This is a genomic window from Flammeovirga kamogawensis, from assembly GCF_018736065.1.
Lineage (GTDB): Bacteria > Bacteroidota > Bacteroidia > Cytophagales > Flammeovirgaceae > Flammeovirga > Flammeovirga kamogawensis.
Genome location: NZ_CP076130.1, coordinates 96,371 through 120,895, shown reverse-complemented (window position 1 = coordinate 120,895; position 24,525 = coordinate 96,371). Strand labels below are relative to the sequence as shown.

14 protein-coding genes are annotated in these 24,525 nt (G+C 29.0%); 8 read left to right on the top strand and 6 right to left on the bottom strand.

Translation table 11 applies throughout. The annotated features are described in order from the left end of the window. Positions 1-477: 477 nt before the first annotated feature. The 4 genes from KM029_RS24875 to KM029_RS24860 form a co-directional block, all read right to left on the bottom strand. Complete coding sequence (locus tag KM029_RS24875) at positions 478-4,602, bottom strand: hybrid sensor histidine kinase/response regulator transcription factor (protein WP_144077112.1); 4,125 nt, start codon at positions 4,600-4,602, stop codon at positions 478-480. Positions 4,603-4,887: 285 nt separating this feature from the next. Then, the gene (locus tag KM029_RS24870) at positions 4,888-6,717 is read right to left on the bottom strand and encodes an alpha-1,3-galactosidase-related protein (protein WP_144077111.1); all 1,830 of its coding nucleotides are present in this window, start codon (positions 6,715-6,717) and stop codon (positions 4,888-4,890) included. 9 nt (positions 6,718-6,726) lie between these two features. Continuing rightward, positions 6,727-8,217, bottom strand: a complete 1,491-nt coding sequence (locus KM029_RS24865; protein ID WP_144077110.1) for a sulfatase family protein — start codon at positions 8,215-8,217, stop codon at positions 6,727-6,729. 152 nt (positions 8,218-8,369) lie between these two features. Then, positions 8,370-10,718 carry a glycoside hydrolase family 2 TIM barrel-domain containing protein gene (locus KM029_RS24860; RefSeq protein ID WP_184679485.1) on the bottom strand — a complete coding sequence of 783 codons (2,349 nt, stop codon included), beginning with the start codon at positions 10,716-10,718 and terminating at the stop codon, positions 8,370-8,372. 1,234 nt (positions 10,719-11,952) lie between these two features. Between KM029_RS24860 and KM029_RS24855 the strand changes: the two genes are divergently transcribed. The 6 genes from KM029_RS24855 to KM029_RS24830 all read left to right on the top strand — a co-directional run bounded on the left by KM029_RS24855 (position 11,953) and on the right by KM029_RS24830 (position 18,972). Then, complete coding sequence (locus KM029_RS24855; RefSeq protein WP_144077107.1) at positions 11,953-12,588, top strand: hypothetical protein; 636 nt, start codon at positions 11,953-11,955, stop codon at positions 12,586-12,588. 82 nt (positions 12,589-12,670) lie between these two features. Continuing rightward, the gene (locus KM029_RS24850; RefSeq protein WP_158631258.1) at positions 12,671-12,820 is read left to right on the top strand and encodes a hypothetical protein; all 150 of its coding nucleotides are present in this window, start codon (positions 12,671-12,673) and stop codon (positions 12,818-12,820) included. 61 nt (positions 12,821-12,881) lie between these two features. Continuing rightward, complete coding sequence (locus tag KM029_RS24845; RefSeq protein ID WP_144077106.1) at positions 12,882-13,682, top strand: GLPGLI family protein; 801 nt, start codon at positions 12,882-12,884, stop codon at positions 13,680-13,682. 11 nt (positions 13,683-13,693) lie between these two features. Then, entirely contained in the window at positions 13,694-14,152 is a 459-nt protein-coding gene (locus tag KM029_RS24840) for a TlpA family protein disulfide reductase (RefSeq protein WP_144077105.1), read from the top strand. After that, positions 14,149-16,263 carry a peptidase domain-containing ABC transporter gene (locus tag KM029_RS24835; RefSeq protein WP_144077104.1) on the top strand — a complete coding sequence of 705 codons (2,115 nt, stop codon included), beginning with the start codon at positions 14,149-14,151 and terminating at the stop codon, positions 16,261-16,263. Before KM029_RS24840 ends, KM029_RS24835 begins: the two co-directional genes overlap by 4 nt. A gap of 123 nt (positions 16,264-16,386) precedes the next feature. Then, complete coding sequence (locus KM029_RS24830; RefSeq protein WP_158631257.1) at positions 16,387-18,972, top strand: peptidase associated domain and porin domain-containing protein; 2,586 nt, start codon at positions 16,387-16,389, stop codon at positions 18,970-18,972. A 343-nt stretch (positions 18,973-19,315) separates the two neighbouring features. Here KM029_RS24830 and KM029_RS24825 read toward each other — a convergent pair whose 3' ends face one another. Beyond that, a complete protein-coding gene (locus KM029_RS24825; protein WP_144077102.1) occupies positions 19,316-20,104 on the bottom strand; it encodes an alpha/beta fold hydrolase in 789 nt (262 codons plus the stop codon). A gap of 425 nt (positions 20,105-20,529) precedes the next feature. Between KM029_RS24825 and KM029_RS24820 the strand changes: the two genes are divergently transcribed. Together KM029_RS24820 and KM029_RS24815 are read left to right on the top strand one after the other, a co-directional pair. Beyond that, positions 20,530-22,005, top strand: a complete 1,476-nt coding sequence (locus KM029_RS24820) for an arylsulfatase (RefSeq protein WP_240050372.1) — start codon at positions 20,530-20,532, stop codon at positions 22,003-22,005. Positions 22,006-22,873: 868 nt separating this feature from the next. Beyond that, a complete protein-coding gene (locus KM029_RS24815) occupies positions 22,874-23,428 on the top strand; it encodes a hypothetical protein (RefSeq protein ID WP_144077101.1) in 555 nt (184 codons plus the stop codon). A gap of 85 nt (positions 23,429-23,513) precedes the next feature. Here the strand turns inward: KM029_RS24815 and KM029_RS24810 are convergent, their stop codons facing one another. Further along, positions 23,514-24,338 carry a DUF4846 domain-containing protein gene (locus tag KM029_RS24810; protein ID WP_144077100.1) on the bottom strand — a complete coding sequence of 275 codons (825 nt, stop codon included), beginning with the start codon at positions 24,336-24,338 and terminating at the stop codon, positions 23,514-23,516. Positions 24,339-24,525 lie beyond the last annotated feature (187 nt).

Genomic DNA, 24,525 nt, shown 5'->3' with positions numbered 1-24,525 from the left:
AAAAATGAATAGTAATATTTCGATCTTAGTATTTACCCGTACACAAGGTGTGTCAATACATACAAAAGTGCGTTTATTTAACTTTAATGGTCATTAATTGCTCTTTTGTTGAAAACTGCCTCAAATTTTGGACATAAAAAAAAGGATACTTTATAAAAGCACCCCTTTAAACTATATAATCTAACTACTGTCTATGGTATATATAACGTCTTTATAATCTTTTAAGATTTACACATTCTGCTATTAAAATATCAAAATATAACTTTTAATAGTTATGTGAATAATTAAAATCTTATAATTAAAGTAATAAGTGGTTGTTAAATTAGACATAAAAAAAAGAGCACTCCATTGGAAAGCTCTTTTCTATATAACTACTATCTATACTACTATTATTCTATCTACACATTGTTTAACGTAGAAGTAAAATAGTATTACTAGCAGATTATAACTAAATAGTATCAAATTCTAATTTTTGTGTTATACCTCTACAGTTTTTGGTTTCTCAACCTCTTTGCCGTATTTACCTGGTGTAACTCCATAATGTTCTTTAAACATTCTACTAAAGTGCGTTCGACTTTTAAAACCTGTTCTTAAGTATACTTCAGAAACGGTTAGCTTCTCATTTACAATAAACTCTGCTGCTTTTTTAAGACGATACAACTTTAGTAATTCATAAGGTGTATAATTTGTAATTGCTTTCACTTTTTGATAAAAGTGTGTTCTATTAAGGTGTAGTTCCTTAATAAATATATTGATATCTAATTCTTCATTATCAAGGTGCTCTTCCATAAGTTCGTAGAGTTTCTCCATAAAAACTCTATCGCTTTTATTATTGTTCTTTTTCTCTACTTCTACAGGGAAATCAATTCTAAATCTTTCTCTTAGTTTTTGTCTATTTTTTAATAGCATTTGTGTTGTTGCTACTAAATGTTTCAAATCAAAAGGTTTGCTAATATAAGCATCTGCCCCACTTTCTAATCCAGTAACTTGATCGTCAATAGAAGATCTAGATGTAAGTAACAATACTGGAATATGACTTGTTCTAACATCTGTTTTAATGGCACTACAAAGCTCTAAACCGTTCATTTCTGGCATCAGAATATCACTAATAATTAAATCAGGCCATTCTTCTTCAATTTTGTCCATGCATTTTTTTCCGTTCTCGAATGCCGTTACATTAAAGAATTCTGAAAGTGATGTATAAACAAAATCTCTTAAATCATCATTATCTTCTACATAATAGATGTTTAGCTCTTTCAATGTTTCGTCTATAAGATTTGTAGGTAGCTCAAAGCTATTTGGATGTAATTTCTGCTTCTCATCATCAGATTCAGATGTTAGAATTTCATTAAATCTATTTTCATTAAACGTATCATCTTTACTTACTTGTACAGGAAGTAGTACACTAAAAACTGTCCCTTCTTCTTTTGTACTATCTACATAAATTTTACCATAATGCAATTCTACAATCTTCTTAGAAAAAGCCAAACCTATACCAGATCCAATGGTTGCTGTATTTCTTTCTTCTGATTGGTAATAGCGATCGAAGATATGTGGTAAATCTGTTTGATTAATACCAACACCAGTATCTTGTACTGAGAAAAATAGTTCACCATTTTTAATACCATAACTCAACGTAATAGTATCTCCTTGTCGAGTAAATTTAAACGCATTGTTCAATAGGTTATTTAAAATGATTTCCAGTTTTGGCTTATCTGCAACCACAAATAACTTATTGGCTTCTCCTTCTATTTTTAATGTCTTCTCTGTATGTTCTGCCAACTGATCAAAGTCTTTTTTAACTTCTGTAATCAGTTCTGTAAAATCGAAACTTTTCATTTTCAATTTTAAAAGACTCTGTTCTGCTTTTTGGAAATCTTGTACTTGATTTACCAACTGAAACATCTTTTTTGATTGGCGCTCAATAAGATTAAGATGTTGGAAGGCATCCTGATTCGATTTAAACATTTTAAGTAAAATCTGTAATGGCCCTACTATTAATGTAAGAGGTGTTCTAAACTCGTGTGAGATATTCATAAATAAACGAATCTTTGTTTTGTTCAATTCATCTATTCTATTTCTCTCCATCTGTTCAATGTATAACTTATGCTTTAAAGTATTTAAGCGCAACAAGAATTTTACTATGATAACTAAAATTAGTATTACAATTATTGTATAACCTATATATGCCCAAATAGTTTTCCATATAGGAGGGTGAATTACCAATTGCACTTCTTTAATTGGCGACCATTCTTTTTTAGAGTTTGATCCAGAAGCTTGGAAAGTATAATTGCCTGGAGGTAAACCATTAAAGTTGGCTACTTTCATTTCTGAAGTTGTTGTTACCCATTCTGTATCTTGAGGCAATAATCTGTATTTTACTAGGTTACTTTTAGAATTAGAAAAGTGCAAAGAAATAAGCTCTATAGAGAATACATTCTCATTATAGTCTAATTCTATCTTCTTTGTTTCGTTTAAGACTTTAGTAAGAATTACTTTATCTTTTAAGGTATCTAAGGGATTTATTGTTTGATTAAAAACTTTAAAATCACCCAATAATAAAGTTGGCAATGGAACCTCATTTGTAATTTCATCTGGATTAAAATAACACAAGCCATTTCCCCCTCCAAATACCATTCTACCATCTTTCAAGTACCCTTCTGCAGATACAAAAGGAGAAACAATCACACCATCTTCAATCGAGTAATTTCTAAACTTTTTTGTTTTTATATCAAACTCATTAATTCCATTGTTTGTGGTTATCCATAAGTTATCTTGCTTGTCATATAATATAGATTTTACCGTATTATTATCTAAACCATCTTTCTCTGTATAACTTTTAAAAGTACAAGCTAACTGACTGTTCTTTACCTCGCAGATTCCACCTTGCTCTGTTCCTATCCATAACTCACCATTAGGTAATCTTTGAATACAAGACACAAAATTACTTGATAAAGAATACCTGTTTTCATCAGAATGGACAAACTGCTGCGTTTTCATTTTAGCCAATGCCTTTTTAGGGTTATTGTTTAACCTAAAGAGTCCATCTTGCTTTGTTCCTATCCAAATAAAATTATATTTTGGATCTTCATAAACATAACGCAGTTCTTTAAAAGATTTACCTGAACCAACTGGGTACTCATCAATAAATTCTGCACTACTTACAACACCATTTTTCTCTATCTTGAATCTAAAAAGCCCTTCATTACATCCCATCCAATGGTAGCCATGCTTATCAATAATTAACGATCTTGCCTTTACACTAGATAAATTATTTAAACCTTTGTAACGTAATTCATGCCATTGAGTACTTCCTTTTCGTTGATATAGGTAATACCCAGTTAAGGCATTTTTTCTAATAAACTGGCCTCCTTTCTGATCCATAATTAAAGAACCTGCAGCAAGGGAGTTAAACACTCTCAAGTTCTTTGGCAGTTCTTCTATTTGTCCTGTTTTAGTATTAAAATTTATCAGTCCTTTAAAATGTACATTTAAAAGAACGTTCGTGCTATCTAAAACATCAATATGTAAAATCTGGTTTGAATTTGATTGTTTGGTATTTTCTGTATTCAGATTAGAATATTTAAACTCCTGGTGTTTTAATTGTAAATGGTAAAGCCCACTGCTAAATGAGCCTACCCAACACCCACTTTTAGCATCAGGAAGTAAGAAACTCACTCTACTTAAACCATAGTATTTTTTATTGGCTATTTGTTTTAAGGGAATTCTTTTACTCATAAAGTCATTCTTTGTAAGTACGGTTAATCCCTCTTCTCTTTCCCCTAACCAAATATTATCTTGCTTATCTACATAAACGGACAGGAATTTTTTATTCAAGAAGAATTTCCCTTTAATTTTATACTCTTTTTGATGATTTAATTTTAACAATGTAACACCAGAATTACCCAAACAGTAGATGGTTCCTGTGCTATCAGTTGCTAAATCATTAACCCTTGGAATTTGTTTCTTTAATAAAGAAGTAAGTGTTTTTGATGGTACATCCACAGCATATAAACCTTTGGACGTAGCTAATAATAATTTATTTTTTGATGTTTGTAAAGCCTTATAAACTATTGTTTTTTCAGGCATTTGGATTGTATTTTCTAATGTGGCTGTTTCTTTATTAAAAAATAGTAATCCTTGTGTTTCTGTAACGCAAATTACACTGTTTTCTGAAGGTAAAATTTGTCTAACTATTGGTCCAGATTTCACTCCTTTTTTAGAACGAACAATATAGACTTGCTTAAACTTTTTTGTAGTATAATTATAAAGATTTACTCCATGATCTGACCCAATCCAAATATTATTTTTTTCATCTTGAAGTAAAGAACGAATACGATTACTATTTAAGTAATTTACAGTATTTGTATTTCTAAATGTTTTAAACTCAAAGCCATCATAATAATTTAAACCATCAAAAGTACCTACCCATAAAAGACCATTATGATCTTCTAAAACAGAGGTAACTCCATAATGAGATAACCCTTGTGGCATGGAATAACTATTAATTAATTTTGGATTAATTCCCTCTTCCTGAGAGAAAGAATTAATGGGTAAAACTAGCACAAGGAGGCAAACAATAAAAGTAAAAAATTGTCTCATAATGTTGGTTTATCTAGTACATACAGATAGCGTATGATAATTTTTGAAAAGTGTAGTATTTAATAGCTGATTAATAAGTATACAAGTCGATTTCTATACAGATGTCCATCAATAAAAAATATAATTATTTATAGTAACAAATATACAATATTATGTGTAAAAATGATGCTTATTAATAAGTAAATATTTGATTTTTAAGTAATTTAATTGAGTATTTAAGCAAAAAATGAGTGCTTACCATACCTTGTAGATAAACACTCATATAAATAGCATTTTTTTAATTTATTACATCTCTGATTTTGATACAATATCAAAGCCTTTGTTGTTTTTAACCTTCACTTTTTTAGATGATTTTTCATCCAATAAAATCCCTTTTTGAGTGGGTCCTTTATAAGTATTATTACTAATTTCTACTTTCTCACAATTCTTAAATTCAAACATCGGACTGTTTGGAAATAAGGGTGTAAAATCTGATGTTTTTGTAATTGTATTTCCTTTAATCAATACAGCTGAAGTACGATCTGCTCTTACAATTCTAGCATCAAAAGTATTAATTGTATTGTTGATAAACTTTATCCCTTTATCATATATTTCTTCAGTAGAAAATTCTTTCCCTAATCTTGGCGTTACCCACATTACTGCATGCTCTTTACCTGCTGTTGCACAATTTGTAAATGTATTATTCTGAATTAAAACATCTTCCACTCCACCAGATTCGAACCAATAATAAGTTTCCCCTCTAAACAAAATCGATGACATCATTGATGAAAGTGTATTGTTTTCGATAACTGTTTTTAATGGCGATTTTAACACAATATTTCTTGCTCTATGATTCTTAATTTCACATCCTCGCATTGTAAAAGTAGGGTTCCAAGTTTTGTTCTCTAAAACATCTCCTTTACGTAGTGTTGTTGGCAAGTTTTCTTTAAATGTAATTTCTGAAAAAGTAGAATTAATAGTTGCTACTTCTTCTACATTTTTGACTTCTGCTCTAGACGGACTTGGAGCATGAATAAACCACACCTCATCGCCTTTTCCCGCAAATTCAAATCCTGTTTGTTGGAAATGAGCCAATTTTACTCTTACCGTTTTCTGATTTACAATTTCATCTACAACAACGTAAGTTCCATGAACATTTGTACCATCATCAAGCATATTTTCAAAACGGGAATTTTCTATTAAAATGTGCCCTTTTACATTACAAAAGTGTGTTGCATCTGCTAAACTAGAAACTACTCTATCTGTTCCTTCTTTAAGGTAAACACCACTATTTTTTATCGTGATATTTTCAGATTTTTCGGCAAGAAAACCCATCCCTAAAGCATGGTGAACAACAACTTTATCAAAAGTCACATCTTTTGATCGAATAACATGAAAAGCTGGTGCATACCTATTTTCTCCTTTCTTACCTTTTGAGTGTACAATTGATCCAACTGGTGGATAATATTTCAATTTCTCATAAAATTTAAGATTTCCGTTTGGCAATTTCTCTACTTTATTCGGTTTACTTGTATGATCAATTGCACCATGCACTACTGCTTTGGTGGTTTTATCAAATGGTAAAGAACTCCCTAAAATTGAAAAATTGAAACCATCAATACTAGGAAAAAAAATTGTTCCCCCTTTTAAGTTCCAAGAAAATCCGTCATTAAAAGGTTTTATAACTCTCCACCCTTCTTTTTGATTTACCTCTATCACTTCTCCCTGAAAACTAAATGGAATATCCCAATCTATATTTACATCATTTACAGCAACATTATTACAGTTATCAAACTGAAAAGGAAGAATTTGTCCATGAAAAATAAAATCAGAACCATTCCCTTCTATTGTCACTTTATCAAAATCTTGTAGGTGAAATGCTATTTTTTTTATTCCATTCTCATGGTTTGTAATATAACAATCCTGTTCAAAAGCATAATCTGGTGCAAAGAAATAGGTCCCTTTTTCAAAAACGAGCTTTATTTCTTTGTCTTTTACATTTTCTAATGCCGTTCTTAGTGCTAATGTTCTATCTCCTTTTTGAGGTTTTAAGACAATTACTTCTTCCGCATTCACAGAGAATGAGAAGACAAATACACTTAAGAGTTGTACTATAATTTTTTTGTAGTCACACATAATATTTTCTTATAAGTCTAGTCCTGTACCTTGCAAACTGTAATCTCTACTCCAAAATAATTTCCAAGGATCGTTAGTTTCTTCTTGAAAAGTTTGCATTCTTTCCTTCATATTTTCCAAAACCTCTTTGTAATTATCATTATTGGCCAAATTGACCACTTCATCTGGGTCTTTTTTTAAATCATACAATTCAAATTCATCACGTTCTAGGTAGTCTTTTACTGTTCTTTTACCATAATACTTTGCCTTGGATCTATTTATTTGTTGCCAAGTAGACGACACCCAAAGGTCTGATGCAAATGGATAATCTAATTTATGTGCAATGTTATAAATCAATTTGTAATTGTTATGCCTAACCACACGCATTGGATAATACATGGTAATCTCATGAAAAATATGAGAGGCAAAAATCTCGTTAAAACCTGTGGAATCTTGATTTATGATTGCTTTTTTAAACGATTTTCCATGAAATGCTTTTTCTTTATAGTCTGCCCCTACATAATCAAGAATAGTTGGGGTTAAATCTACCCAAGAAATCATTGCATCGTTTGTGTTTCCTTTTTCTTTAATAAAAGGATCTCTTATGATACATGGTAAATTCATTCCTGGTTCGTATAATGTTGTTTTTGCTCCAGGAAATGCTACACCATTATCAGAAATATAAATTACAATGGTATTTTCTAATTTACCAGATGCCTTTAAGTTGTCCATCAACCTACCAAACCCTTGATCTATACGAGAAACACTCTCATAATACTGAGCTAGCTCCTCTCTAGATTCTTTAGAGTCTGGTAAAAACGATGGCACAATCACATCTTCTGGTTTATATGCTACCGTTTCGACACCTTTATAACCTTCTCTTTTATTACCAAAACTATTAGGATCGTACCAATTAGGCCCTGTTGATTTTCCTCTGTGTGGATCTCCTGTACAGAAGTACAAAAAGAATGGTTTTTCACTTTCAAAAACTGGCTTACATTTATCCGCCATTTGCACGGTATTTCTTTGGTCGGCTTTTAATGTTTTTTCAAAATGAAACACCTTTTCTGGTGCTAAATGATACTTACCAATCCTTGCCGTATAATACCCTTCTTCTTCTAACAAAAGTGGTAAGGATTTCTCGTTTTCATAAGTGCTAAAATGATGATAATCGTGCGTATGTCCGTACGATCCTGTAGCATGTCCAAATTTTCCTGTAAGGATCACAGACCTACTTGCTGCACAACTAGCACTTGTACAATATGCATTGTTAAATGTTGTTCCTTGTGCTGATAATTGATCTAAATTTGGCGTCTGGATTACATTATTTCCATAACAACCAAGAGCATCTTTTCCATGATCATCTGCTACAAAAAGAATTACATTTGGCTGTTTCTTATTTGAATGTTTTACCTGTACTGTCTTCTCAATTTTCTGACAAGAAAACGATAAAACTAATGTACATCCTAAAAATAAGGGCAGTAGTTTCTTTGTTTGTTCTTTAAGATTAAAAAATATCATTTCATCCATTTTTATTGCTTTTAGATGGTATACAGCCCCTTTTATTATCTATAAGTAAGGTCTGTATTACTCCTTAAAAAAATGTATCGCTCAATAATTTAAGTGTATTCAGCAGTATATCAAGAGAATTTTAACAGCACTATTTTTTAAATTTATAATGCTCCAAACTCATAAGAACCATGTAAATTATCTGCTGTATTTGCCTCAATTGAAAACCCTTTTTCTAACGAATTTATTTTAATTAATGCTGTCCCGATTCCAGCTTCTGCCTTCACCTCTCCTACATTCATTAATTCTATATCCCCATGTAGTTCTAAATTAATTTTTTGAGCATAATCTGCAACCAAAGTTCCATTTTCATCTTCAATAGAGAAGTATACAAACACCACATCATTTACATTAGATGCAAGTGCAACAGAACTCTTATCAATAGTAATTTTAACTGCCTTAGGTTGTTTTGGCGTTCTTACAATATCTGATGTTATTTCTTTTCCTTTTATATATCCTACTGCTTTTAAAGTTCCCTCTTCAAATGCATCTATTTTAAATGTAAAAGGAGGGTGGTTTAAATTTGTAGATACCGTATTTTCATCTGGTTTTTGAGTTCCAATTAATGTATTATTTAAATACAGTTTCACCTCATCGCAATTACTAAAAACACGCAAATTTAAGGGTGAATCCTTTTGCCAATAACTCCCAATTTTAACCATTGCTAGATACATTTTTGTTGGCGATCTCTGACTCTGATAAAAATAGTATCCCCACTTTGGCAAACGAAAAATATCCATTAATCCAGAACTTTCGATATCGGGGTGATATCCTCTAGTGTAATCATACATTACCCAATAACTGTCTGCAAAAGCAGAAGTATTTAAATTATCGTTATGTGCTTCCTGTACATTGGTAACTTGTTGCAGTAAGCGTTTTTCTCCAAATTCACGTAATTGGCGACTACTTGTTTTAAACCTTAAATCTTTAGACATTTTATCTTGATTTAAACCTGCATTGTTAGAATAATATTCCCAATCCCCATATTCAGAAACTAAATAAGGTTTCTCTACATGTCCACTATTTTTATGAAGTATTCTATGCTGACGTGCTTGTAAATAGATGTCCCAACCTTCTGCCATCCATCCAGCTGTAAAACATTGGTCTCCCGGGTATTCTTCATGGGCAACGGCCGATAGCTTTTCTCTAAACTCTAAAGGCATCTGTGTTTCGTTTAAAGAAACTTCCCAAGCCATTACACAAGCATGGTTTCTATCTCTTCTAATAAGGTCTCTGCTTGCATTAAACATCTGATTTCTAAAATCGTCTGAAGGGTTATAATATTGCCAACCTAAGATAGCATCTAATACCACAAGACCTAGAGAATCGCAAGCATCCATAAATGCAGGTGACTGTGGATAATGCGATAAACGAACATAATCAAAACCTGCTTGTTTAATCTTAATTGCATCTCGTATTTGAGCATTATCAGATAATGCATAACCAATAAAAGGATACTCTTGATGTCTATTTACTCCTCTCAAAAATGTTTCTTTTCCATTTAAGTAAAAAGAAGTTCCTTTAAACTCCATTCTTCGGATTCCAATTGTTGTAGTTTCCTTGTCTACTACTTCTTTCCCTTTATAGATTTTTGTAACTAAAGCATACAAGTTCGGATGATCTAACGACCATAAATTAGGTTTCTTTATTGATAAATCTTGCTTTAATGTATGTCCTTTTCCTTTTAATAAAGTAAACTTCTCACTTTTTACTTTGGCAATTACTTTTTTTCCTTTTAATATTTCTTGAACAACATGTAACTGAGTGGTATTGTCTAAATTATTTATATGTGTTTGCACACTAACAATTGCTTTTTCTTCTGTTGCTAAAGGATAAGTAACAAAAATCCCTCCTCCAGCTACTTTATTTTGTAAAATAGGATGTGTTATATGCAGTTTATTTTTACTAATTAACCATGCATTTCTATATAGCCCACCATACATATTAAAGTCTAATCGTTTTAAAGGTTTAGGTCCTGTCACTTCATTATCTGAATTATCTAAACGGACTACAATCGTATTTTCACCTTTAGTTTTCACAAGGTTCGTTATATCTACCACAATTGGCAAATACCCTCCCTGATGTTCTTTTATCAGACTTCCGTTGATCCATATTTGAGTGAAATTCATTGCAGCTTCAAACTCAATAAGCAACTGCTTATCTACTGCTGAAGCTGGTATTTCAAAACCTTTTCTATACCAAGAAATTCCCTGCCATTGATTATTTACAGGTAATGGTTCTAACTTTGCAGAATGGGGTAAACGTACTTTTTCCCAATTATCATCGTTAAAATTATTTGCAATAACTTCTTCTATTTTAAATGATAAAGGAGCTTGTTCTCTTATAAATTTCCAATTGTTATTAAAGCTATCTTTGTTAGCAGCTATAAGTAAACCACTATTGAGTGTACTAAAAATTAGGAGTAAAAGAAGTGTTTTTATATAGTTAAACATTTTCAAGAAGTATTTGATTAAGTCTTTCATTTCACTTCTCCAAAACTAAAAAACAGTTCTTTGTATAGTGTACTTGCTTATAAAATTGGTGTATCTCACAGTACAAGACACCTACAAACACAACCCTTTAAACCTACTTTATTGCATCAAAATCAAAGATTTTCTGCTAAACACCCACCTTATAACACCTTACTCTTAATAAATTTATAGATACATTTCTATTTTATGATATTCTCTAATTTTAATATTGCATTCGCAAAAGCTCTAACAGAATTTTGTTTCAAAACGGTATTATACTACATATTGCCTGATAACTTCGGGTAATCAATCATGTTTTATAAATAATTATGATCTCGTTTTTTTTGAGTAGTAATTTAGTATTGTAAAAAGTAATCTCCCATAGTTACTCCTTTAAAAATAGTGTATTGAACTTATTAAGTATAGTAATAGATAAGCATACTGACTAATTATTTTTGAAGAAAAGTTCTATCATAAGACATTAACACTTGTTATGTGTAAATTATAAAATGGTAATAATACTATATTGATAATAAGTAGATTAAAAACATAATAAAACTCTTATCAAATTAATCATTAGTTTGAATTTATAAATAATCTAAAGATTTTAAATCAAAAACATACTGTACTATTTTTATAGTTACTAGCGTATAAGAATACATATTTTTATTCAAAAAAAAGAATTCTAAATATATAAAATGTAGATATAATCTGAGAAGATGTTGACTTAAAAAATAAGATACTTAAATGATAAATTTAGTACCAAAAAGTCTTCTATATGTAGAAAAACACTTTTAAATAACAAGTAAAGATTTGATTTTTAGGTACTTAATAACAATACTAACAAAATTAATATAGACAAAATAACAATATTAAAAGTAGTTTTTTTGAATATATATTTTATTTACTCAAAATATGATTATTCATATTTATAAATTAGGATTTTCATTATAAAAAATATTTTTTATAAGGATTTGTAATTCATTTTTAACTTAAAATAGTTCTATAATCTTAACATTATGAATATTTTTATTGTTGTACAATTCTAATTTTCTTTAAAAGAAAGTTTAATGCTAATAGATTTCTCATTTTGTAATAATAAAAACAATTTCATAGAATTGTATACACAAATTATTAAAACCATTAAATTATATAACTAACATAATATTCTCGTATAATTTCCGATTAACTACTAATTTTATTTAACTAAAAACTAATGAAATACAATTTATTATATTCCTTTTTATTTCTATGTATTATAGAAATAATTTTATCATATATATCAAATAATTACTTATTAAAAGATAAAATATTTATAGATAGTTATGAATATTTATTAGGAGAAGAAAATGTAAATAATTATTTAAAAAATAAAGTAAATAATGAATATTTAGAGTATTTAAAAACCCCATTTAATATAATTTTTAAAACTTTATTATTATCAATTATGGGGCTTTTTGGATATATAATTCTAAAACTAAAAATATATTTTTCTAAATTATTTAAATATGTTCTATTATGCCAATACATATTATTAATACCAACAGCGTTAAAAATAGTATGGTTTATTTGGATTGAAAAACTCGTATTTATAGGTGATTTTTATTCGTTCTCTCCTTGGAGTATGAGTTATTATCTGAAAGAAATTTCTTTACCTCCTATTTTTATAAACTGGGGTAAAGCAATCAACTTTTTTTACATATTATTTATTCTAAGTTTATCATATTATATACAAAAATCACATTCTAATATATCGTTAAAACAAAGTATTTATGCCGTTATAATTGGTTATACACCATTCTATTTAATAGGAATGACCTTTCTAACTTTTGTATTAAAGTTATACACTTAGCCTTAAAAAAATATCTAGATAGAACTGGAGTATGCGAAAATCCATAAAAGAGTAGCAATAACTAATTAACCCTAAAATAACCATGAAAAAGTTAAAAACTAAACAAATGAAAAAAGTAAGAGGAGGTCTAATTCACGAAAGCTGTATTGATATCATTGACCATCTTTTCAACACTGGTCATGATGATCAAGCTTGGAGAATAATTAAATCAGATGTCTATTATGTTTGTTAGAACATAATTATAAGTCAAATAGTAATGAGCTTGCTGCTCATTACTATTTAGATCAATAGATATGAAAAAGAAATTATTAATTATAGTATTACTTGTATTTCAATATTCTGAAATACTAAGTCAAATTATTACTATTGATACTGCAAAATTTTTTATTGAATATGATTATTCTTATCGAATTAAAAAAGGATTTGATCAATATGTGAACGAATTAATAAGTTTATATATTGGTAATAACTCTTCCATTTCTCAGACAAGTAATGCATTCAAAAGTAATAAGATTTTAAGAGAAGCTAGTAAAAATGGGTTGAATTTATTTAATACAAAAGGTAGAACAATGTCTAAAGTTCATGTTTATACAGTTCATAAAATTCATGATTCTTTATTTGTTGATCATACTTTACCTAAAATAAAGTTTAAAACTCCTTCTTATAATTTTGAATGGGAAATAAAGAAGGATAAAAAAATAATATTAGGCTATGAATGTGTAAAAGCTGAAGGTCAATATGGGAACCGGAAATTCATTGCATGGTTTAGCATTGAAATACCTATTTCAGATGGTCCATATGTTTTTAACGGATTACCAGGTTTAATTTTAGAAATTTATGATGAAAATAATGACCATATTTTTACAGCAAAAAGAAAAGAAATTTCTAACGAAGAAATAGTACAAAGTTTTGGGTATTTTAAATATAGAAAACCTGGTAAATGGATACAAAAAGAAAAAGAAAAATATAAAAATTTAATTAATACTGGTAGAATATCATATTTTGGACATATTCAAAATATTGATAATGATAGCCCAGAAAGAAGAGAAGAACTTTTAATAAGAGCCTCTTTAACTAATTCTATTGAACTATAAATATAGTGAGAATGCACTTTCGAATTTTTATTATAATACTATCACTCTCATCTTGTCAACAAAATGAAAGTGATTTTTTAAAAAACATAAATAGTTTAAGCTTAATTCAGGTCTCAAAATCAAATGATTTTAACTCTGACAAAACTATATATACTTTCTTTAACACAACCTGTCATTATTGTCAAATTGAAATAAAAGAAATAAAAGATAATTCAGAATTAGAGTTCAGAGATATTTCATTTATTCTTATTTCAGATGAAAATATTGAAGTATTAAAAGAATTCATGAAAAGCGAAAACTTAGTTCAGGTCAACAATATAAAAATTTATAAATGTGACGAGTTTGAATTCTTTCAAACATTCCCAGCTTCAAAAACACCAACCTCATGGGTGATAGAGAATAATAAGTGTATTTACAGGGAATTAGGGTGGGCTCCTGTGAAAAAACTTTTATCAAAATTTAAAGAATGAAAAATATAAACTACTATAGTAACTTTTTTTTTCAGCAACATGGATTTAGTGATTGTGGAATAGCTTGTCTCAAAACAATAATAAAATTTTATGGTGGTAAAAATATTTCATATGAAGAATTGAGAATCTTAAGTGGTACAAACGAATATGGAACTAGTTTGGATGGATTAAGTTGTGCATCAAATTCTTTAGGTATTGATTCTGAAGGCTATGAATATGATATTAAATCATTAAAAGAAACGGATAAACCTTCAATTTTATATGTAATAATAGATAAAAATAGAGAACATTATATTGTATGTTTTGGATGGGATAAAAAAAAACAAAGGTTTATTATTTCTGATCCCTCAGATGGTGTAAAATATTATACTGAAGATGAATTATTAAAAATATGGGAAGAAAGGATTTTATTAAAAGTTAGTCCTAATAGTAATTTTCAGTTTGAAAATGATAATAGTAAAAAGAAACTAAAATGGATAATAGGTTTAATTTCAAGTGAATTAAATATACTTTTTGTTTCTTCTTTTTTAGGGTTATTAATAGCAATAATCAGCTTATCAAATAGCATTTTCATTAGAGAATTAATAGATAGTCTATTACCCAAAAAAGAGTATGATACAATATTAGAATCATTGACTCTATTAGCAATACTTCTTTCATTTAGATTGATACTAAACTATTTAAGAGATAGACTAACATCAATTCATACTCAAGATTTTAATAATAGTTTAATTTCATTTTTTTATTCAAAAATTATCTCGCTTCCTATTAGTTATTTTGATTTTAGAGAAACAGGCGAGGTCATTTCAAGATTAAATGATACAAAAAAAATCCAAAAAGTAATAACATCAATATTAAGTAATTTTACAATTGATGTAATTATTGTTGGGGTTTCTTCATTTTACATCTATACTATTTGTCCTGAGATTCTATATTTACTTTTCGGTAGCTTTTTAGCGTATATTACTATTAGTTATTTTACATACAATAGATTTATTAACTTTAATAAAGTCAGCATGCAATCATTTGCACAATCTGAAAGTCAATTTATTAATACAATTGAAGGTATTAGAGAAGTTAAATCAAATATTAAAGAGCTTTTATTTATTAATCTTGGAATTAATAAATTCAAAATTTCACAAAAAAAGATCTTTAAATTATCTGTATATCAATATCTTGTAGCCTCACTTTTAGGGTTTGTAAGCTTACTAACATATATTTTAACTATCTATTTTGGAGTGAACGAAATAGAAAAAGAAAAATTAAGTATTGGGGGTTTAATGGCAATTATTTCAATTATGATAGGATTGCAAAACTCTATGTCTAAATTATCTATGATAAATATTTTAATAAGTGAAGCGAAAGTATCATTTGATAGAATATTTGAGTTGGCTAATCTTAGAAATAACAAATCTAATGAAACAATAGAACTACCTGAAATTAATACAATTACATTACATAACCTTACCTATTCATTTCCTGGTTCAGATATTTTATTTAATACTATCAATGCTAATTTTAAGAAAGGACAGGTTAGTTTTTTAATAGGAGAAAGTGGAATTGGAAAATCGATAATATTAAAAGTAATACAAAAATATTATGAAAAATATGATTCTAATGTTATAATAAATAATAAGGTTAGATTAGATAAAATTGATATCAAGCAATGGTTAGGTTGCGTTGCTATAGTCAATCAGGAGCCCTATATCTTTAAAGGTACAATTGCTGAAAATATCTCTATGAATTTTAACCTTAATAAAGACGAAATTATTAATGTTATAACTTTTTGTGAAAAATATGGTTTTGATAACCTCTTGGAGAAATATACAATGTCTTATTTCACTAAATTAGAAACAAAAGGAATAAATATATCAGGAGGTCAAAGACAAATAATTGCTTTTGCAAGAGCAATTTATAAAAACTCCAAAGTTTTGTTATTAGATGAACCTAGTTCAGCTCTTGATGATAAAACAGAAGAATATATGATGGAGATAATTCAAAAGATAAAACAAGATAGAATTATTATTGGAGTTACACATAGGAGAAAAATACTTGAAATTGCAGACGAAGTCATTAAAATAGAAAGGTTTAAAGAAGTTGAATTAGTATAACAGAATAAAAATTATAACATGATGCCTAAGTACTAAAGTTAGTTTCATATCATTTTATTTTTTTATCAATATTCTTCTTGAACTATAAATTTTTGAAGCATGAAATTCCTTTTCATATTAATTATGATCACACAATCATATAGGTTATACTCTCAAACTATTTATGGAACAGTAACAAATGAAAAAAATAAACCGATTATTGGGGCTTCTGTAATTGCTTATAAAACTTATAACGAAAATATTTTAGGATTTGGAATATCTGATAAAGATGGACACTATAAGTTTTCTTTAAAAGAGAGTCAAGATAGTATACGGATTGTTTGCAGATCGTTAGGTTATACATTAACAGAAAAAATAATTACTGTTTCATCTAAACCTATTCATTTTACATTAGCAGCTTCTAACCACTACTTAAAAGAGTTAGAAGTTAAGGCTAAACCAATTACAGAAGAAGGAGATACTTTAAATTACAATGTAGCTACTTTTGAAAAAGAGGGTGATGAGTCAATAGAAGATGTATTAAAAAGAATGCCAGGAATTGAAGTAAATGAAGATGGAAAAATATCTTATCAAGGTAGATCAATTAATAAGTTCTATGTTGAAGGTAAAGACCTAATGGGAAGCCAATATTCGATTACAACTAAAAACTTACCTAAAAATGCCGTTGTATCAGTAGAAGTTTTGAAGGATCATCAGCCAATAAAAATGCTAAAAGATGTGGTTCATTCCATTGATCCAGCTATAAATATTGTTCTAAAACAGGGAGTAACAGTTACTGGGAATATTGAATTAGGGGGAGGTATACCCAATATATGGTATGGAAAAGTAACTCCTATGGTATTTAATAAAAAACATCAAACAATCAATGTTTTATCTTCAACAAATAGTGGACAAGATGAATTAAGTGCATTTAATAGTGTTAATCTTTTCGATTATTTAGATTTTGGATTTATTGAAAGTAATCCTCAATTTTTACTTGGAAATACTCCATTAGAAAGTTCTTTGTTCAATAAGTCAGAATACAATAACCATCGAACCCATACTGCTACTACTAACTACTTAACTGGGTTAGGTAAAGGTGATCTAAAAGTAAATATAGATACATATTATGACTCACGTTTTCAAGATCTATCTTCAAATAGCATTTATTTTGTAAGGAATGATACAATTGAAATTCCATTTTCTCAACATTCTACATTTACAACAAAATATTTAAAAACAAGATTAACTTACGAGCATAACTCTGAAAAGAACTATTTTAAAAATGATTTTCATTTTAAGGTATCGAATAGAAATGAAAATTCTGAGTTTGTCCAAAATGAAGAATATATCCCTCAAATTGCAGATAGATATTTTTATAGTATTGGAAATAAATTTAGCAAAGTGCTAAAATTAAGAAATACATATTATAAAATTAATGTGTATAGTGAATATACTAATACTCCAGAACAGTTAAATTTTATTGGAGGCCCCCTAATGGATAATGAAATATTTAGAAACTTAAATAAAGTTTATCAAAAAACTCATCAAAACAATGTGAAACTTTATATCAGCACGAATATCATAAAAAAATGGAAGCGTATAACTTTTGATACTAAATTTAGTTTGAACTATGAATGGAAAACTCTTTCATCATCAATTCCAATCAATTCACTAGATGAGAATAATATTTACAATAATAAAATGGAATATTTATCAATTATTCCAATGGTTAATCCTGCAATAAATTACAAACATAAAAACGTCTCATTGACCGTAAACCCTAATATATCCTTACAGACACGAAAACTAATTAACCATTTATTAAATGAAGAAAGCTTCGTAAAACAATTAATATTTGAACCCATAACTTATATTAAGTACAATATATTAGGGGTTAAACTAGAAGGGAGCTACAAATATTCCAACAATTATACTGAATTACCTCAGATATATTCTGGTCTGATTATTAATAATTATAATAATGCTAACCAAAAAAACACTCCTATTCTAAAAACAAAAGAGCATTCATTTAGAAGTAATATAAGTTATGAACTTACAGCCGCTTCTCTAAATTTATATGCCAGCTATGAATATAATATTACCAATAAAGATTGGATTCAATCTTATGAAGTGAGTGAGGATGGAGTAACATTAATTCAAACAAAATATTTAGATAATAATGACGGAGTAAATAAGAAAATAAAAAGCAACTTTGATTGGTTTCTTCTAAGTACAAAAACAATGATAAAGGGTAATATTGAAATTGGTCAAAATGTAGAAAATGTTATTTTAAATAATGAAGTGAATAAAAATACTAATAGTCATTTGAGTTGGAGAGTTATGTTAGACTTTCCTGTAATCAGACACTTAAATATTTCTACATATTTAAATGAATATATCTCTAAAAGTATTTATAAAGAACAGAATCAAGTAAATTGGAGACAAAGAATACTCGGAATAGAACTTCAATTTTCTAAAAAGAAGCATTTATTTAAATGGAACAATAAATGGATTACTCATACTTTTGTTGATAATGATTTCTTATATATGGATTTATCTTATCAATATAAATTTAATAAGAAAACAAGGTTAATATTAACGGCTCAAAATTTACTAAACCATCATTCATACACACAAACTACTGTAAATTCTTTTCAAAGTAACCTATCTTATTTCTATTTAAGACCAAGACAGTTTATGGCACAGATTAAGTTCAAAATTCATTAGTTTTTTTAAATTTGATTTCACTCCGTTTGTTTTTCCTTCCATTCAAATAACTCTTTTCCAGAATTACAAACTCATAAACTCACCTGTAATTTATATCAGGATATTTAAAATATATTGTATTACGTTTATTGAAACTCTAAATTATATTCCCGTATATTTTCAATTACTAAGTGGCCTAATAATAAAAGTTTAAAAAAGATATGTTTCATAATTCGTGGTATATAAATATTACACAAACGTATTACCGTTTATTCCTATTTTCAAGTAGATAGAGAGGCTACATTCAAATAATCAAATTAGTCCACTATAAGATATAGTTTTGAGTAATATATATTGTTTTTATTTAATTAATACTAGTAACTATTTCCTCTCTAAGTATCTTATAAAATGCATCTTTAGCTAATCGTTCTTTCCATGGAGTATGTCCACAATTTTTGAGTTTTATCATTTTAAAATCATTTAATCTTTCTGATAATGGAATCTCTACTCCCTCTGAAGGGTGCGAATCATAATCACCATGAATAGCCACCACAGGACATTTTATATTATCTGCAAGATTAATTAATTTTTCTGACGCTCTTAATTTTGATGCTTCTGTCCAAACTGATTGAAAGATTTTCATATTTATTTCACTAGAATCATCCGCCATACCTACAGAGTCAAATGAATCTGCAATGTCCATTAATTTACCAAATTGCTTTAAAGTATCATTTGAAGTATCACCAGCATCAATTTTTGAAATAAGTCTTTCAGCCTCTTTTCTATCACTTTTATTAAGTCTACCCAAGCGTAAACTTGTTAAATCTTGATTATATTTAACTTCAAACGCTCCAGCGCTTACTAAAATTAGTTTGTTTATCAAATCAGGATACATACTTGTAAAAATGAACCCTAGCCATGCACCCCAAGAATAACCAATTAAAGTAATTGGTAAATCTCCACATGTACTTATTTGATTGTATAATTCTTTAATTTGACCATCAACAGATTCTTCAGTTTGAATTAACTCCAAAATGCTAAAATCTGCACATAAAGTCTGTGCCATAGGTTTCATACCACCTGATGCACCAGGTCCACCATGTAAAAGTGCAATCTGAAATGGTTTTTTACCGTATTTATTTACTGTTTTCAATGTATTAAGTTTAATTCTTGCTTAAATATACATACTATATCATGCTTACTAAATAACGTAGAAAGTTACGCTGTCTGAATATAAAGTTTTGCTTTGGTTAGTTACTACATTTTATAAGTCTTTTTCAAAACACAATGAATCTTCTGGTAGAATGTATGTGTTTAGATAATTTCCTATCTATTGCTTCAAATACTTTACTACATCAAATTGTAGAAACTATTTTTATGGATTTTACCATTAAAATGTAATCAAGAAGAACTAAACTCAATATTGAACCAAGAAGTACAATCAAAGAACTACAGGAGACACACTTAATTTTTGTTTACCTTTACTTTACAGTTGTAATATCAATGAAATAAGTCTGAAATGAATATTATCTAACTTTTATTATTGACATCATCTAACAAAACATAACCAACAATTACATGATGAAAGCGACTAGAATATATGTAGGTTTACTCTTTATAGTTTTACTATCAAGTTGTGCATCTACTACAAGAAATACTGCTAAATCGAAGACTACTAAACAACCTAATATTATCTATATTCTTGCAGATGATCTTGGGTATGGCGACTTAAGTAGTTACGGACAAACAAAGTTTACTACGCCAAATATTGACAACCTTGCTGAAGGAGGAATGAAATTTACACAACATTATAGTGGTTCTGCTGTGTGTGCTCCTTCTCGTTCTAGTTTAATGTCGGGACAACATACAGGGCATACGCCTATAAGAGGAAATAAAGAATTAGAAACGGAGGGACAAACGTCTATTCCAGCAAATACATATACAATTGCTGAATTGCTAAAAGATGCTGGCTATACAACTGGTGCTTTTGGTAAGTGGGGCTTAGGTGCTATTGGCGAAGAAGGTGATGCGATAAACCAAGGTTTTGATGAGTTTTATGGCTATAACTGCCAAAGAGCCGCACACAGGTATTACCCTGAATATATTTGGCATAACAATGAAAAGGTCTATTTAGAAGGAAATGATTGGACTAATAAAGTAACATACGCCCCTGATAAGATACAGGAAGCTACTTTACAATTTATAGAAAACAACAAAGACAATACTTTCTTTGCGTATGTTCCTTTGATTTTACCTCATGCTGAATTGATTGCTCCTGAAGATTCTATTATTCAGAAATTTAGAGGTAAATATCCTGAAAAAGCGTACGACAAGACAAAAAGATATGTATCGGATTACGGTCCTAATATAAAAAAGCAAATGTACTGTCCTCAAGAAATTCCACATGCAACTTTTGCTTCTATGGTATATAGAACGGATATCTATGTTGGACAAATTATGAGCAAACTAAAAGAACTAGGTATTGATGAGAATACTATTGTGATGTTTGCTAGTGATAATGGACCTCATCAAGAAGGTGGTGCTGATCCCAAGTTTTTTAATAGCGGGGGTAACTTAAAAGGCATAAAAAGAGATTTATACGAAGGAGGAATCCGAACCCCTTTTATTGTAAGGTGGCCAAATAATATTGAAGCAGGAAGTACGTCTGATCACATCTCTGCATTTTGGGATGTAATGCCTACTTTAACCGAACTTGTAGGTGTAGAGAACTCTACAGAGAATGATGGTATTTCTTTCTTACCTACGTTATTGGGTAATGAACAAGTAGAACAACATCCTTATTTATATTGGGAACTTTTTACTAAAGGTGGCCGTCAGGCTGTACGCCTTGGAGATTGGAAAGGTGTGCGCTACAAGGCCACAAAGCCGAACGCAAAAATAGAATTATACAATCTTTCTTCTGATCCTGAAGAAACAAATGATTTAAGTGATCAGCATCCTGATGTTGTTGCACAGATTGCCAAAATTATGAAAGAGGCAAGGATAGAATCACCGCTATTTCCATTCTTTGATCAGAAGCTAAGTAAAAAATAAAAAGAATCATAAGTCGAATTGATGTGTACTAGACTACTTAAAATATAATTATTTATGCAATATAAAAGAGCTTCATTTTGGAGCTCTTTTTATTTTATTTAAATTTTTAAAGCCTCTCCATTCATATTTACAACTTTGATTATTGATTGTACTATTTTTAGTTTAACAAACAGAAAAACAAATAGTTAACAATCATTAAATGTAAATATTACACATTTATAAATAAATATTTTAACTCAGAAAAAACGAAGTTATTCTACCAAATTAAAAACAAAGAACAAGCCTAAATTATATAAACTAAATACAACTAAATATCCTATCATTATGAAACAGAAATAACCACATTCTCACTTTTTATTCTTATACATTTTCAGCTTAAAAAAGGAATCAGTCACATTTTTAAATATGACAACCCGTTATAAAACGAGAAAAAACTTTAAAGAGTCTTTACAGATAGTAGCAATTCTAGGACAGTAAAGTTATACTCCTTGAGTATATCACTTTATTAAATGAGAAATATAAATACCACATTTATTTATGTTTTTCTATTATTAATTTAAGAGGCTTCTGACCGCTCAATCACCACTTTTTGATCGTATATGCAGCTCACCAGAAACGTTAGAAGCCTCTCCTTAATCACACCAAAAACTAACTATATTTTAGTACCAAATTGAGTAGATTCAAAAAAGACTTTATTTTAAAGTCTTTTTTTGAGGGGTAGGTTTTATGGCTCCAACTTATCTATTTCATTAGAACATTTATCATCGGTCTTAAAGAGGTATTTATTGGTCTTAAATATGAAATCTTTGTTCAATTAGGTTGCGTTAAAAATGGAGAAATTAAAATCAACTAAATTAAAACAGTAAAAATGAAAAAGGTATTCTTTACTATTGTTTCTGCATTTGTAATTGTTTCTTGTAACTCAAGTAATGATGTAGCACCTATCTATCCTGGAGACGACAAAGACGGTGGCATTGAAGCAACACCTCCTACTGATGGAGAAGATGGCACTGATAAAGATGGTGACACTGATATTGACGCTGGAATTCCTCCAATTATTGATGGAGACAAACCAGAAGATGGTACTCCAACAACCCCTCCATTAACTGATATTGATCCAGAGTATAATAACCCTGGAAATGGCGATACACCTATTGATGGTGCTCCAGTTATTGGATATATTGAAAAACGAGGAGGCAGAAATATTGTATTTAAAACAAATCAAACTTCTGCAGTGGGAGAAGCTGTATATAACGAAAGTGATATCCATACAATTACTTTTACGCAATACAGTGGTATTGGAGGATCTGGTGGTGAAACTACTATTTATACAGTAGTGAGCATAACAGGGTCTACATTGAAATTAAGTTCTGAAAATGATATTTTATATTTAGACACTACATCAGGTTACATTACTAAGTAATACTTAAAAGTGGCTAACTGAACAGTTCTAATTTACCAGTCAATTTAATAGATATATTCTTTAAAATTGACTGGTATTTTTGTATTTAAAACCGTCTAATATTGGTTGTATAAAAAGTGTAACGTGCTGTTTCTGTTTCTGCTTCATTGTTTATAACATACCAATTTTGTAAAGAGGTATCAAATGGATTTTTAAGAATATGAATAGATTGTGCTGGAGTATACCCCTCTGCTAGTAAAAAAATTTTATCTCCATTAGTATTTACTGCTTCATCAATAATAATTACCGCATGTCCTGGACTACCCGGAGTTACAATTACATCTCCAATTTTAATCTTATCAGTAGAAGCTACCTTTTTCATTTCCTTATTTATAGAAATTGTTCCGGCATACATGTACACATAATCTAGATATTTTCTAAAAGCCTCATACGAATTATTTGGTGAACTAATAGTTTTAAAAGTTACTTTATTCCCACTCACAATTGGTCTAATTCCTTTTTTATACTGATTCCAGGCATAAGCATGTCCACTAGTAAAATGAAAAGTGATTTCATCAAACCTTTTTTGCTCCCATAAATACTCTGCATATAATCTTATTACTGCATCTGCACATTGCTGTAAATCTTTTTTTCCTACATCATAATTAATAATGCCAATGTGTTCATTCTGATTATAAATTTTATCTCCGTTATAATCTAAAATTGGAGCACCCTTAGGTAAAAGAGGCATTGTTCTTAAAAAAGTACCAAAACTATCGTCGGGTAAAGTTGTTCTTGAATAATTATCAGGTGAGGGTACTCTTGCTACCACAGTATTTTGAGTGTTTTGCGCTTTTGCTGTAAACACAAATACTGTAGAAAAAAAGAGTAAAAATAGGGCTTGTAATGTGCTAAAGGTAAACTGCTTCATAGTATCATTCTTGTTTAATTTTAAATTATACAAAAATGAAACCTAACTATGCATTAGACCTGCATTAACGATAGGTGGTTTATATTCTTTTCATTTAAGAAAAAAAACGAAAAGAGAGAACTTCTTCTTTCAATTTAATATATGCAAAATGAAAGACCTAATCGGAGTAATCATAAAACAACACCTA

Coding starts and splice junctions, on each gene's coding strand:
- KM029_RS24865 (WP_144077110.1), bottom strand. CDS start 8,217: ATGATATTTTTTAATCTTAAAGAACAAACAAAGAAACTACTGCCCTTA.
- KM029_RS24840 (WP_144077105.1), top strand. CDS start 13,694: ATGCACTTTCGAATTTTTATTATAATACTATCACTCTCATCTTGTCAA.
- KM029_RS24820 (WP_240050372.1), top strand. CDS start 20,530: ATGATGAAAGCGACTAGAATATATGTAGGTTTACTCTTTATAGTTTTA.
- KM029_RS24845 (WP_144077106.1), top strand. CDS start 12,882: ATGAAAAAGAAATTATTAATTATAGTATTACTTGTATTTCAATATTCT.
- KM029_RS24815 (WP_144077101.1), top strand. CDS start 22,874: ATGAAAAAGGTATTCTTTACTATTGTTTCTGCATTTGTAATTGTTTCT.
- KM029_RS24830 (WP_158631257.1), top strand. CDS start 16,387: ATGATCACACAATCATATAGGTTATACTCTCAAACTATTTATGGAACA.
- KM029_RS24855 (WP_144077107.1), top strand. CDS start 11,953: ATGAAATACAATTTATTATATTCCTTTTTATTTCTATGTATTATAGAA.
- KM029_RS24835 (WP_144077104.1), top strand. CDS start 14,149: ATGAAAAATATAAACTACTATAGTAACTTTTTTTTTCAGCAACATGGA.
- KM029_RS24850 (WP_158631258.1), top strand. CDS start 12,671: ATGAAAAAGTTAAAAACTAAACAAATGAAAAAAGTAAGAGGAGGTCTA.
- KM029_RS24875 (WP_144077112.1), bottom strand. CDS start 4,602: ATGAGACAATTTTTTACTTTTATTGTTTGCCTCCTTGTGCTAGTTTTA.
- KM029_RS24870 (WP_144077111.1), bottom strand. CDS start 6,717: ATGTGTGACTACAAAAAAATTATAGTACAACTCTTAAGTGTATTTGTC.
- KM029_RS24810 (WP_144077100.1), bottom strand. CDS start 24,338: ATGAAGCAGTTTACCTTTAGCACATTACAAGCCCTATTTTTACTCTTT.
- KM029_RS24860 (WP_184679485.1), bottom strand. CDS start 10,718: ATGTTTAACTATATAAAAACACTTCTTTTACTCCTAATTTTTAGTACA.